Consider the following 12,303-nt stretch of genomic DNA (forward strand, 5'->3'; position numbering starts at 1 on the left):
TCATCTGATTGCAATGTAAAGTGCGGCATTGCAATCGGTTTCGGACTGTATATCTTTCCACGTATGTCGTACAATTTTCAGAAATGTAAATTAATAAAGGAATTTTCATGAATTTATCCAGTATGTCGGTAGCCGAGCTGCGTGCGTTGCAGGAACAGATAACGCAGGAAATTAAGGCTAAGGCCCAGGCAGAATTGGTAAAGGCACGCGAAGAAATCCTGGCAATTGCTCAAAATGCAGGTATTTCCTTGAAAGATTTATTGGATTCACAATCGAATGCAAAAAATCGCGCCCCGAAAACAAAAGTGGCGGTACGCTATCGCCATCCGGCAAACAGTTCGCTGCAATGGACCGGCCGGGGCCGTCAGCCAAAATGGGTCCAGGAATGGGTAGCCGCCGGAAAAACCCTGGATGACCTGCGGGTATAAACCTCTAAAGCTGTCATAAAACGCCATAGAAAAATATTCCGGGAGTTATTCATTCCCGGATAGGTTTTCGTTCGTCAAGCGTGAGGGATTGCCGGTATATGATTACCGGCAATTGAGGCGATGGTTACCGATGATCAAATTTGATTAGCCAGGAAATCCGCTTAGATATTCATGCTGGCATTCACATCTTACTTAGAAACCATGCTCCCAATCTCAAAATCGATATTCAAGGCCTACGACATCCGCGGCATCGTGGGTAAAACGCTGGACGCCGGCATCGCGCGCCAGATCGGCCAGGCTTTCGGCGCCGCCGCCATGGCCAAGGGTGAAAAAACCGTCATTATCGGCCGCGACGGCCGCTTGTCCGGTCCGGAACTCGCTGCCGCCCTGGCGATCGGCCTGCAAGATGCCGGCGTGGACGTGATCGATCTGGGCCTGGTCGCGACGCCTATGGTGTATTTTGCGACCCATGTGCTGGGCGCGCAGTCCGGCATCATGGTCACCGGCAGCCACAATCCTCCCGACTACAACGGCTTCAAGATGGTGCTGGCGGGCGAGGCGATATACGGCGACACGATCCAGCAGCTGTATCAGGCCATTGCAAACGGCGACACCAAGGCCACCGTTTCGGCGCCGACCGGCAGTTACCGCCAGCACGATATCAAGGATGCCTATCTGCAGCGCATCGTCAGCGACACCAGGCTGGCGCGGCCGATGAAGATCGTGGTCGATTGCGGCAACGGCGTCGCCGGCGCGTTTGCCGGCGAGCTGTATCGCGCGCTCGGCTGCGAGGTGCAGGAACTGTTCTGCGAAGTCGACGGCACTTTCCCCAATCACCATCCCGATCCGGCGCATCCGGAAAACCTGCAGGACGTGATCCGCGCCCTGCAGAATTCCGACGCCGAAATCGGCCTGGCTTTCGACGGCGACGGCGACCGCCTCGGCGTTGTCACCAAGGATGGCCAGATCATCTATCCGGACCGCCAGCTGATGCTGTTTGCCGCCGATGTGCTGACGCGCCATCCCGGCCGCGAGATCCTGTACGACGTCAAATGCACGCGCCACCTGGCGCCGTGGATTACCGCACGCGGCGGCCAGCCCCTGATGTGGAAGACCGGCCATTCGCTGGTCAAGGCCAAGATGCGCGAAACCGGCGCGCCGCTGGGCGGCGAGATGAGCGGCCATGTTTTCTTCAAGGATCGCTGGTACGGTTTCGACGACGGCCTGTATGCCGGCGTGCGCCTGCTGGAACTGCTGAGCCGCGAAAGCGATCCGTCGGCAGTGCTGAATGCGTTGCCGCAATCGTCCAGTACGCCTGAGCTGCAATTGCAGTTGGAGGAGGGCGAGAATTTCACCTTGATCGAGAAATTGCAGCATGAGGCGAAATTTCCGGGAGCCGACGACATCATCAAGATCGATGGCTTGCGCGTTGAATATCCCGACGGTTTTGGCCTGGCGCGTTCATCCAATACCACGCCGGTGGTCGTGATGCGTTTCGAGGCGGAGTCGGAACAGGCGCTGGCGCGGATACAGGCAGAATTCAAGCGCGTGATCCTGGCAGCCAAGCCGGATGCATCGCTGCCCTTTTAACCGGCTCCACGAAATGGTTCCGGTTTGAATATCCTGATCGTCCGCGTCTCCTCGCTGGGAGACGTGGTCCACAACATGCCGATGGTGTCGGATATCCGGCGCCATTATCCCGGCGCGAATATCGACTGGGTGGTCGAAGAAGGCTATGTCGGCCTGGTGCGCATGAATCCCGACGTGCGCCGCATCATTCCGATTGCCCTGCGGCGCTGGCGCAAGAGCTTGCTGTCTGCCGCCACACGGGCGGAAATCTCGCATTTCAGGCAGGAACTCAAGCGCGATGCCTATGATGTTGTGTTCGACACGCAAGGCTTGTTGAAAACCAGCGTGGTCATGCGGATGGCGCGGCTTGCGCCGGACGGCCACCGGGTCGGATTGGCGAATGCGACGGAAGGATCCGGTTACGAGCCGCTGTCGCGCCTGTTTCATACCAGGAGCGTCGGCGTCGGCCTGCATACGCATGCTGTATTGCGCGCCCGGGAAGTAGCGGCAAAGGCGCTTGGCTACGCTGTCGAGGGCGTCGCCGAATTCAACATGCATCCGCCTGCCATGGCGCTTGCAGAGCAGCCTGCATGGCTGCCGGACATGCCATATGCGGTTTTTTTCCATGGCACGGCGCGTGCCGCCAAGCAGTGGCCGAACAGCAGCTGGATAAGCATTGCGGCGGCGCTTGCCGGACGCGGGCTGCCGGTGCTGCTGCCCTGGGGCAGCGATGCGGAAAAGAGCAATGCGGAGCAGCTGGCGAGCCAGATGCGCAATGCGAAGGTGCTTCCCAGGTTACCGCTGATGGAAGCAGTATTGCTGGCGCAGCGGGCGGCGCTGGTGATCGGCGTCGATACCGGCCTGACCCACATTGCCGCGGCCTTCAATCGTCCAACCATCGAGCTGTATTGCGATTCGCCCCGCTGGAAAACCGAAGGCAACTGGTCGCCGCAAATCATCAACCTGGGAGAGCTTGGAGCGCCGCCGACCGTGGAACAGGTTGCGCTGGCGATTGACCGATTGACGAAATAAGGCAATTGGCGGAAGGCAGCAGGAGTCGAACCTACCCGGGAGCGGCTGGCGCCCCCCACCGGGTTTGAAGCCCGGCCGCATCACCGGATACGTGTGCCTTCCATTGTCGTGGCGCCCTATCTTATCCCGAATCTGGGTTTTCTTGCCATCCGAACCAGTCGACTTCGCTGTCGCGCAACAGATGCGTGTCGCGCACACGGCGGGTATAACCCACGCGATCAAAAAATTCCAGGATCTGGATGGCGCGCTTGCGTCCCAGGCCGGTGGCGTCGCGCCAGCGGGCGGCGCTTACTCCCGCCGCTGCGTCTTGGCCTGGATTCTGTTCCGCTGCCAGGCTTGCCACCAGTACGGCCAATTCGCGCACACGGTCACGGTGGTAAAACAGGTCGCGCTCAATCTGATAGACCAGTCCTTGCCGCAGCAATTTACGCAGCAGTTGCCGCAGTTGTTCTTCCGGGATCTTGTGCGCCTGCGCTAGGGCCCGCAACCAGGGCGGGTCAAATCCGGCAGCAGCCAGCGCCGGCAGCAGCTGCTGCGCCAGCGCCTGTTCGCCGTCCGAGAGCGATACTGCGTGTTGCGGCAGGTGCAGCCAGGGTCCGCTGCGCTGGATCGTCGCATCGCCAATGAGGGAGCCGATGACAGCCTGCCACAGCGCGTTGTCCAGGGCCGGCAGCGCCATCCGCCGCAGGCGCGCGGCGTCCACGCCCTGTTCATCGGGAAAGCGCGCATGGAAATCCGCGAGGGCAGTGACCGCGAGCGTCCTTAGCGACTGCCACTGTGCAGCCAGCATCACAAAATTATCTTGTTCCTGCGAATTGGTCGCAATGGATTGCGCGCCTTCGGGCAATTGCAATGCGGCGGATGGCAGTCCGCTCAGCTGCATCAGCATGGACAGGCGCATGCCTCCAGGCGATGCGGCTTGCAGCAACGCACTGATGCCGGCGCCGTCCAGCATCTGTTGCAAGGCGTCGAGCCAGGCCTGGCGTTCTGGCGCGCGCCGCTTGCGCGCCGGGGCGAGCGGATCCAATACGTGGCCGCCGCCTATCGTCATGTTTGCCTGCGCATTGCGGACGATGAACCGATCGCCAGGAATGGCGCAGACGGGAAATTCGAATATCAGCTGCACCCTGCCGCGGCCGCCGGCAGCCAGCGCATTCTCCTCCAGCAGCGCGACCTGGGCGACCTGATGCAAGGTGCCCAGGTGAACATGCAGCGGCGAACGGTTGCGCAGCGTGACGCCGGCCTGGGCCGACAGCTGAAGTTCGACATCGATCCGTGTCGACGCAGTCATTGCGGACGGAGCGGCCACCCAGTCGCCGCGCTTGACCGCATCCTTGTCGATACCGCTCAGGTTGAGCGCGCAACGCTGGCCGGCGTGGCCGCTGGCGGCGGGACGGTTTTGCACATGCAGGCTGCGCACGCGCACGGTATCGCCGGCCGGCATCAATGCCAGGTGGTCGCCAACCTGGACCTGGCCGGAGAAAACGGTTCCGGTCACCACGGTACCGTGTCCTGCAAGGGTGAATACGCGATCGATGGCCAGCCTGAACAGGCCGTCATCGCGGCGCGGCGGCATGCGTTGCGCGGCTTCGTGCAAGTGCTGTCGCAGAGTCGCGGTTCCGGCATCTTGCGCATGATGCGCGGCGACGGCAAAGATCGGCGCGTCCGCCAATCCGGTGGATGCCAGCAATTGACGGATTTCGCGGGTGACTTCTGCAATGCGCGCTGCATCGACCCGGTCGGTCTTGGTTAAAGCGACCGCTCCGGTTCCGATGCCTAGCCACTGAAGGATTTCCAGGTGCTCGCGCGTTTGCGGCATGACGCCGTCATCGGCGGCGATGACCAGCAATGCGAAGTCGATGCCGGAAGCGCCGGCCACCATTGTGTGCACCAGGCGTTCATGGCCGGGCACATCGATGAACCCGAGCACTTCGCCGTTCGCCAGCGGCGTGTAGGCGTAGCCCAGTTCGATCGAAATGCCGCGCGCCTGTTCTTCCTTGAGACGGTCGGTGTTGACGCCGGTCAGCGCCTTGATGAGTGTAGTCTTGCCGTGATCGATATGCCCGGCGGTGCCGACGATCATATCGACAAGCCCTGCAACTGTGCGCTGAACAGGGCTTCGTCATGCTGTTCCAGGCAGCGGCAATCCAGCCACAGCGCGTCGTCGGCGATCCGTCCTATGACAGGACGCGGCAGCTGGCGCAAGGCTTTCTCCAGCTTGTCGAGCGCACGGCCATGGCGTTTGCCGCCGTTGGCCGCATTGCCCGCGCGAATCACCAGGCCATGGCTAGGCAACTGGTCTACCGGCAGGGCGCCGCTGCCGATCTGGCTGGACATCGCCTCGGCGGCGACGGTGTAGTGTGTTCCCAGTGCATTCTGCAGCGCCGGCAGCAGGCGTTCGGACTGTCCTTTTATCGCCATCTGGCTGCGGGTAAGCAGGCGCAGCGTGGTCAGGCGCTCCGCCAGGAATTCCGGGGCAAGATACAGCCGCAGCACCGGCTCCAGCGCGGCCAGGGTGAGTTTGCCTACGCGCAGCGCGCGCTTCAGCGGATTTTTCTTGATGCGGCGTATCAGGTCGGCGCGGCCGACGATCAGCCCGGCTTGCGGGCCGCCCAGCAGCTTGTCGCCGCTGAAGGTGACCAGGTCGGCCCCCTGGCGGATGGTTTCCCGCACCGTGGTTTCTCCGGGCAGGCCCCACTGCGTCAGGTCGACCAAGGTGCCGCTGCCAAGGTCGACTGTCACCGGCAAGCCATGCGGCTGCGCCAGTTCCGCCAGCGTGCTCACTTCCACGCTGCGGGTGAAGCCGCTGATGGCGTAATTGCTGCAATGGACTTTCATCAGCATCGCCGTGCGCGCCGTGATGGCATTGGCGTAATCGGCAGGGTGGGTGCGGTTGGTGCTGCCGATTTCTACCAGTTTCGCGCCCGCGCGCTGCATGATGTCGGGGATGCGGAAGGCGCCGCCGATCTCGACCAGCTCGCCGCGCGAGACAATCACTTCCTTTTTCTGCGCCAGTGCGTTGAGCATCAGCAGCACCGCGGCAGCGTTATTGTTGACGACGGTGGCGGCTTCGGCGCCGGTCAGTTCGCACAGGACATCTTCGACCAGGCTGTCGCGGTCGCCGCGGCCGCCGGTTTCCAGGTCGAATTCAAGATTGCCGGGAGAGGTCAGCGCGCTGACCACCGCTTGCACCGCTTCGTCCGGCAGCAGGGCGCGGCCGAGGTTGGTGTGCAGCACGGTGCCGGTAAGGTTGAACAGTGCGCGCAGGTGCAGCCGGCTGGCAGCTGCCAATTGTTTCTCAAGAATGTCGATGAGCTGTGAATCATCGACGTCTGCAGGTATCAGTTTGCCGGCCAGGGCATCGGCTCTCAGCTTGTCCAGGTGTTTGCGCAGCGCTGCGGTCAGCTGGGTCCGCCCGTACAGCGCAAGCAGCGGTTTGATATCTGCCAGGTTCAGGATGCGGTCCACCGAGGGAATGTCGCTGGCGGAAGCCGGTGGGGCTGCGCCTGTCGCGGCCGGCGTGGTTGCTGCAGCCATTCAATTCTCCATGGATTGCCAGAGCAAGGGATTGCCGCGCCGGCGTGCGTAAGCAGTTTCACCCATCAGCAGGTCCAGGGTTACGCTGGCAAGGTCATCGGCCAGCGGTTCGATATAGGGATCCTTCTCCTGGTAGAAGATTTTAAGCCAGCTATGGCATGCGTCGCAGGTTTCTGCCTTGATGGCGGCCGGACCGTCTTCTATGGCCTGGTAAGCAATGCCTTTCGTGGAGTCGCAATGGCTGCACTTGATGCGCACCATATGCCATTCGGCGGCGCACATGCTGCATTGCAAATAACGATGGCCCTGCGACTGCCCATCCATCCGCACCACGCTGGCGACCGGCAGCGAACCGCAGCATGGGCACAGGCCGGGCGTATCTAGCAGCGGCACGTCGCGTTCGCTGAAGCGGGTTACCAGGTCGCAGCACACTACCTGCAGGGCTGCGGTGTAGAACGGCGCAGTGGCCGGATCGACGATTTCATCGTTGCCGCGCAGGATGGCTTCGGCTTGGCTGTCGCGTTCGTTTGCACTGGTTTGCCGGATACGGACTATCAACTGCGCCGCGGCCGCCGGGATGTCGCCGGCTGTTGCGACGCGTTCCAGCAGCTGGTCCAGGATTGCTTGCCAATGCGGGCTGCGCACCTGGTCCGCCGCCAGGATCAGCGGCATCAAATGCGTGTGTGCGAGGTTGATGCGGGCCTGGTCCCGAGCGTGGTCGTCCGGTTCGCCGGCCAGTTTGTCCAGGGCCAGCTGCTGTGCTTCCACCAGCACCGCCATCAGGCTCAGGTATTCGCCGATGGCGTTTCCTGGCGCAAGCTGTTTCAGGCGTTGCGCGCGGTTGCTGAATACGCTGGCACGCTCCGGCAGCCGGATGCGTGGAATGGCGTTGTGATCAAGTGCTTCAATTTCGCCCGGTTCGAGAATGCGTTGCAAGGTAATCCCTTCATTCGCCTGTCATTTTCCGGTACCACGCCGGGTGATGCTTGCGCGCCCAGGCACGGCTGACGGTGCCGCGCGTCATGGCGCCCACCGTCCCCTTGATCCACAGCGCGGCATAGATATGCACGACGATGCCGACGATCAGCAGGAAACCGCATAGCGCATGCAGTACAACCGCCGCCCGGATGAGGAGTATCGGGAACATCCAGGAAAACCAGGCGCGCCAGATGACGATGCCGGACAGCAGCAAGCCAATCATACAACCGATCATCATCCAGAACAGCAACTTCTGGCCGCCGTTGTAGCGGCCTACCGGCGGCAGGCTTTCTTCGCGGTTGTTGACTACGTCGCGTATGCCTTTCAGCCAGGCAATGTCGTTTTTTTCGATCAGGTTGTGCCGCCAGAATCCCAGGGCCAATATCGCAAAGCAAAGGAACATCACCAATCCGATGAAGGGATGCAGGATCCGCGTCCATGGTCCGCCGCCCAGCACAAAGCTGAGCCAGAACATGGCGGGGTGGAACAGCGCCAGCCCGGACAGCGCCAGTATGACAAACGTGATGGCGACGATCCAGTGGTTGATGCGTTCCTTGGCGTTGTAGCGCTGGATCTTGTCTTGCTCTACGTCTCGTTCGGGATTGTTCATGGCGGCAGATCCTGCGAGGTGATATTGCTGCCGGGCGGCGCCGGCAGTTGCGCGCCGCGCCGAGCGGCATTGGTTTCTTCCCGTTCCGCCGCCTCGTCTTCCGCCGAGACTTCGTTCGGTCCGACCTTGATATAGTGGAAAAACCCTGCCAGCGCAGTCAGCGCAATGCCCGCCAGCGCCAGCGGCTTGGCGGCGCCTTTCCACAAGCCGACCAGCGGGCTGATGCGCGGATTGTCCGGCAAACCGTGATAGAGCGACGGCTTGTCGGCGTGGTGCAGCACATACATGACATGGGTGCCGCCCACGCCTGGCGGGTCGTACAGCCCGGCCTTGTCGAAACCGCGTTCCTTGAGGTCGACGATGCGCTCTGCCGCATGCTCCTTCATGTCTTCCTTGGTGCCGAACACGATGGCGCCGGTAGGGCAGGTCTTGACGCAGGCCGGCTCCTGGCCCACGGCCACGCGGTCCGAACACAGCGTGCATTTATAGGCCTTGTTGTCCTTCTTTGAAATGCGCGGCACGTCGAACGGGCAGCCGGTTACGCAATAACCGCAGCCGATGCAGTTCTCTTCATGGAAATCGACGATGCCGTTGTTGTACTGGACGATGGCGCCGGGCGAAGGGCAGGCTTTCAGGCAGCCGGGATCTTCGCAGTGCATGCAGCCGTCCTTGCGGATCAGCCATTCGAGATTGCCGTCCGGGTTTTCGTATTCCGAGAAACGCATGACGGTCCATGAATGCTCGGTCATGTCGGGCGGATTATCCAGCACGCCGACATTGACGCCGACCTCATCGCGCAAATCGTTCCACTCCATGCACGCGGTCTGGCAAGCCTTGCAGCCTATGCATTTGGTGACGTCGATCAGCTTGGCGACCGTGCCCGTCACCGGCTCGCGCACGCCGGGCGGCGGCGTGGTGGTGGCGGACACTCGCTTGATATCTAATGATTGCAGTGCCATGGCTTCTCCTATGCTTTCTCGACCTTGACCAGGAACGACTTGAATTCCGGTGTTTGCGAATTGCCGTCCCCCACGCCAGGCGTCAGCGTGTTGGCAAGGTAGCCCGGTTTCGCCACGCCCTTGAACCCCCAGTGGATCGGGATGCCGACGTGGTGCACAGGTTTACCTTCAATCATCATTTTCTTGATGCGCTTGGTCACCACCGCCACGGCGACGATATAGCCGCGCTTGGAGCTGACCCTGACGCGCTCGCCGGCGACCACGCCGACTTCTTTCGCCAGTTCTTCGCCGATCTCGACAAACTGCTCGGGCTGCAGGATGGCGTTGAGGCGCGCGTGCTTGGTCCAGTAGTGGAAATGCTCGGTGAGCCGGTAGGTGGTGCCGACATGCGGAAAGGCGTCGGCCTTGCCGAACATGGCGCGGTCGTCAGGGAACACGCGTGCGCCCGGGTTGCTGGTCGCCGCCGGATTCTTGGGAAACAGCGGGTTATAGCCGACCGGCGTCTCGAACGGTTCGTAATGCACCGGGAACGGTCCTTCGGCCATGCCGGCGCGGGCGAAGAAACGCGCTACGCCTTCCGGGTTCATGATGAACGGTCCCATGCCGCCGGCAGGCGCTTCATCCACCTTGAAATCAGGGACGTCGACGCCGCCCCATTTCTGGCCGTTCCAGCCGATCAGCTTGCGTTTGGCGTCGAACGGCTTGCCGTTGAGGTCGCATGACGCGCGGTTATACAGGATGCGCCGGTTGGCCGGCCACGCCCACGCCCAGTTCAGGGTCTGGCCGATGCCGGTCGGATCCGAGTTGTCGCGGCGCGCCATCTGGTTGCCGGCTTCGGTCCAGCAGCCGGCGAAAATCCAGCAGCCGCAGGCGGTGCTGCCGTCGTCGCGCAGTTCGGAAAAACCCGCCACCTGTTCGTTTTTCTTGCGTACGATCTTGGCCGGATCCTTGGGGTCGGCCAGGTCGCTCAGCGCGCGGCCGTTGTATTCCCTGGCCAGCTCGTCCGCGGTCGGGCTCTCCGGATTGGCGTAGGGCCAGGCCAGGTTGACGATAGGGTCTGGATATTTGCCGCCGTCCTTGACATACATCTTGCGGATCTTCAGGAACAGTTCCGACATGATTTCCAGGTCGCTGCGCGCTTCGCCGGGAGGTTGCGCGCCCTTCCAGTGCCATTGCAGCCAGCGGCCGGAGTTGACCAGCGAACCGTCTTCTTCGGCAAAGCAGGTGGTCGGCAGGCGGAATACCTCGGTCTGTATCTGGCCCGGGTCGACGTCGTTGAATTCGCCATGGTTTTTCCAGAACTCGGAAGTCTCGGTGGCCAGCGGATCCATGATGACCAGGAACTTCAGCTTGGCCAGTCCGGCGCCGATCTTGCCCTTGTCCGGCGCTGCTGCCAGCGGGTTGAAGCCCTGTGCGATGTAGCCGTTGACCTTGCCTTGCTTCATCAGCTCGAACACCTGCAGCATGTCGTACGGCTTGTCCAGCTTGGGCAGGTAGTCGAAGGCCCAGTTGTTGTCGGCCTTGGCGGCGTCGCCCCACCATGATTTCATCAGGCTGACGTGGAATTTCCCGTAGTTCTGCCAGTAGCTCAGCTGGTTCGGGCGCAGCGGCTTGCTGGCGCGGGCGGCGATGTACTTGCCGTAATCCTGTTCGGCTTCGGAAGGCAGCGTCATGTAGCCCGGCAGCAGGTTCGTCATCAAGCCGAGGTCGGTCAGGCCCTGGATGTTCGAGTGGCCGCGCAGCGCATTCATGCCGCCGCCGGCAATGCCGATATTGCCGAGCAGCAGCTGCACCATGGCGCCGGTGCGGATGATTTGCGATCCGATCGAATGCTGGGTCCAGCCGAGCGCGTACAGGACGGTGCCGGCGCGCGTCGGCGAGGCGGTGGATGCCAGCATCTCGCAGACCTTCAGGAATTTTTCCTTGGGCGTGCCGCAGACGCTTTCCACCATTTCCGGCGTATAGCGCTCGTAATGCTTTTTCATCAGGTTGAAGACGCAGCGCGGATGGGCCAGGGTCGGATCGGTCTTGACGAAACCGTCGTCGCCCAGCTCGTAGTCCCAGGTGGTCTTGGCGTAGTTATGCTTTTCCGTGTTGTAGCCTGAGAAAATGCCGTCCTCGAAGGTATAGTCTTCGCGCACGATAAACGTGAAGTCGGTGTAGTTCTTGACGTACTCGTGCTGGATCTGGTCTTTTTCCAGCAGGTAGCGGATGACCCCGCCGAGGAAAATGATGTCCGTGCCGGTGCGGATCGGCGCGTAGAAATCCGCCACCGAGGCCGAACGCGTAAAGCGCGGATCGACCACGATCAGCTTCGCCTTGTTATGCGCCTTGGCTTCCGTCACCCACTTGAAACCGCAGGGATGGGCTTCGGCGGCATTGCCGCCCATGATCAGTATTACATCCGCATTCTTGATGTCGACCCAATGATTCGTCATCGCTCCACGGCCAAACGTCGGGGCAAGACCTGCCACCGTCGGACCGTGTCAGACACGCGCCTGGTTGTCGAACGCCAGCAGCCCGAGGCTGCGCATGGTTTTATGCGTCAGGTAGCCAACCTCATTGCTGCTGGCCGATGCCGCCAGCATGCCTGTGGTCAGCCAGCGGTTGACGGTCAGTCCCTGCGGCGTCTTTTCGACAAAATTGGCGTCCCGGTCCTGTTTCATCAGGGTCGCAATGCGGGTTAAGGCATCGTCCCATGACATCCGTTTCCATTCCTTGGAGCCGGGCGCCCGGTATTCGGGATATTGCAGGCGGCTGGGGCTGTGGATGAAATCGAGCAGGGCCGCGCCTTTGGGACAGAGCGTGCCGCGGTTGACCGGATGGTCTGGATCGCCCTCGATATGGATGATGCTGGCCTTGGCATTCTTTGCGCCGTCGCCGAGGCTGTACATCAGGACGCCGCAGCTGACTGAGCAGTAGGGGCAGGTGTTACGGGTTTCGGTAGTGCGAGCCAGCTTGTAGCTGCGTACCTCCGCCAATGCCGGCGCCGGCGAAAAACCCATCAGCGCCAGGCTCGAACCTGCCAGGGTAGCGCCAGTCGTCTTAAGGAACTGGCGTCTTGACATGTGAACCATGGGTAGACCTCTCTTTGTGCATTAATGCCAAATCGCGTCGGAGCATGCAGTTTTATTATAGGATGGATTATTGTTTGCCAACAGAGGGGGAGTGTATTTGTCCTGTTGGTATG

The 12,303-nt window shown here is 61.6% G+C and carries 9 protein-coding genes and 1 tRNA gene; 3 read left to right on the forward strand and 7 right to left on the reverse strand.

Annotated elements, in window-relative coordinates; all coding sequences use genetic code 11:
• Positions 1-107: 107 nt before the first annotated feature.
• From BM062_RS11060 to waaC, 3 genes are all read left to right on the forward strand, one after another.
• Positions 108-428: an H-NS histone family protein gene (locus tag BM062_RS11060; RefSeq protein ID WP_092396746.1), complete on the forward strand. Its 321-nt coding sequence runs from the start codon at positions 108-110 to the stop codon at positions 426-428.
• Between the two features lie 201 nt (positions 429-629).
• The gene (locus tag BM062_RS11065; protein WP_092396872.1) at positions 630-2,018 is read left to right on the forward strand and encodes a phosphomannomutase/phosphoglucomutase; all 1,389 of its coding nucleotides are present in this window, start codon (positions 630-632) and stop codon (positions 2,016-2,018) included.
• 24 nt (positions 2,019-2,042) lie between these two features.
• Positions 2,043-3,029: a lipopolysaccharide heptosyltransferase I gene (waaC, locus tag BM062_RS11070; protein ID WP_092396748.1), complete on the forward strand. Its 987-nt coding sequence runs from the start codon at positions 2,043-2,045 to the stop codon at positions 3,027-3,029.
• A gap of 6 nt (positions 3,030-3,035) precedes the next feature.
• Here the strand turns inward: waaC and BM062_RS11075 are convergent.
• The 7 genes from BM062_RS11075 to fdnG form a co-directional block, all read right to left on the reverse strand.
• Positions 3,036-3,131 (reverse strand) — tRNA-Sec (locus BM062_RS11075).
• Positions 3,132-3,150: 19 nt separating this feature from the next.
• On the reverse strand, positions 3,151-5,112 hold the full coding sequence (selB, locus tag BM062_RS11080; RefSeq protein WP_092396750.1) for a selenocysteine-specific translation elongation factor: 1,962 nt from the start codon (positions 5,110-5,112) through the stop codon (positions 3,151-3,153).
• Positions 5,109-6,566, reverse strand: a complete 1,458-nt coding sequence (gene selA, locus BM062_RS11085; RefSeq protein ID WP_092396752.1) for an L-seryl-tRNA(Sec) selenium transferase — start codon at positions 6,564-6,566, stop codon at positions 5,109-5,111. Before selA ends, selB begins: the two co-directional genes overlap by 4 nt.
• Positions 6,567-7,502, reverse strand: coding sequence for a formate dehydrogenase accessory protein FdhE (gene fdhE / locus BM062_RS11090; RefSeq protein ID WP_092396754.1), 936 nt, complete (start codon positions 7,500-7,502; stop codon positions 6,567-6,569). It abuts the gene before it with no gap.
• 10 nt (positions 7,503-7,512) lie between these two features.
• Positions 7,513-8,154: a formate dehydrogenase subunit gamma gene (locus tag BM062_RS11095; RefSeq protein ID WP_092396756.1), complete on the reverse strand. Its 642-nt coding sequence runs from the start codon at positions 8,152-8,154 to the stop codon at positions 7,513-7,515.
• Positions 8,151-9,113 carry a formate dehydrogenase subunit beta gene (gene fdxH, locus BM062_RS11100; RefSeq protein WP_092396758.1) on the reverse strand — a complete coding sequence of 321 codons (963 nt, stop codon included), beginning with the start codon at positions 9,111-9,113 and terminating at the stop codon, positions 8,151-8,153. Before fdxH ends, BM062_RS11095 begins: the two co-directional genes overlap by 4 nt.
• An 8-nt stretch (positions 9,114-9,121) precedes the next feature.
• Positions 9,122-12,190 carry a formate dehydrogenase-N subunit alpha gene (fdnG, locus tag BM062_RS11105; RefSeq protein WP_139220027.1) on the reverse strand — a complete coding sequence of 1,023 codons (3,069 nt, stop codon included), beginning with the start codon at positions 12,188-12,190 and terminating at the stop codon, positions 9,122-9,124.
• Between the last annotated feature and the right edge of the window lie 113 nt (positions 12,191-12,303).

Origin of the sequence: Collimonas sp. OK412, from assembly GCF_900112135.1 — a bacterium.
GTDB classification, from domain to species: Bacteria; Pseudomonadota; Gammaproteobacteria; order Burkholderiales; family Burkholderiaceae_D; genus Collimonas; species Collimonas rhizosphaerae.

Excerpts from the sequence above, each read along its gene's own strand:
- BM062_RS11060 (WP_092396746.1), top strand. The coding sequence starts at position 108 with ATGAATTTATCCAGTATGTCGGTAGCCGAGCTGCGTGCGTTGCAGGAA.
- BM062_RS11065 (WP_092396872.1), top strand. The coding sequence starts at position 630 with ATGCTCCCAATCTCAAAATCGATATTCAAGGCCTACGACATCCGCGGC.
- selB (WP_092396750.1), bottom strand. The coding sequence starts at position 5,112 with ATGATCGTCGGCACCGCCGGGCATATCGATCACGGCAAGACTACACTC.
- selA (WP_092396752.1), bottom strand. The coding sequence starts at position 6,566 with ATGGCTGCAGCAACCACGCCGGCCGCGACAGGCGCAGCCCCACCGGCT.
- BM062_RS11095 (WP_092396756.1), bottom strand. The coding sequence starts at position 8,154 with ATGAACAATCCCGAACGAGACGTAGAGCAAGACAAGATCCAGCGCTAC.
- fdxH (WP_092396758.1), bottom strand. The coding sequence starts at position 9,113 with ATGGCACTGCAATCATTAGATATCAAGCGAGTGTCCGCCACCACCACG.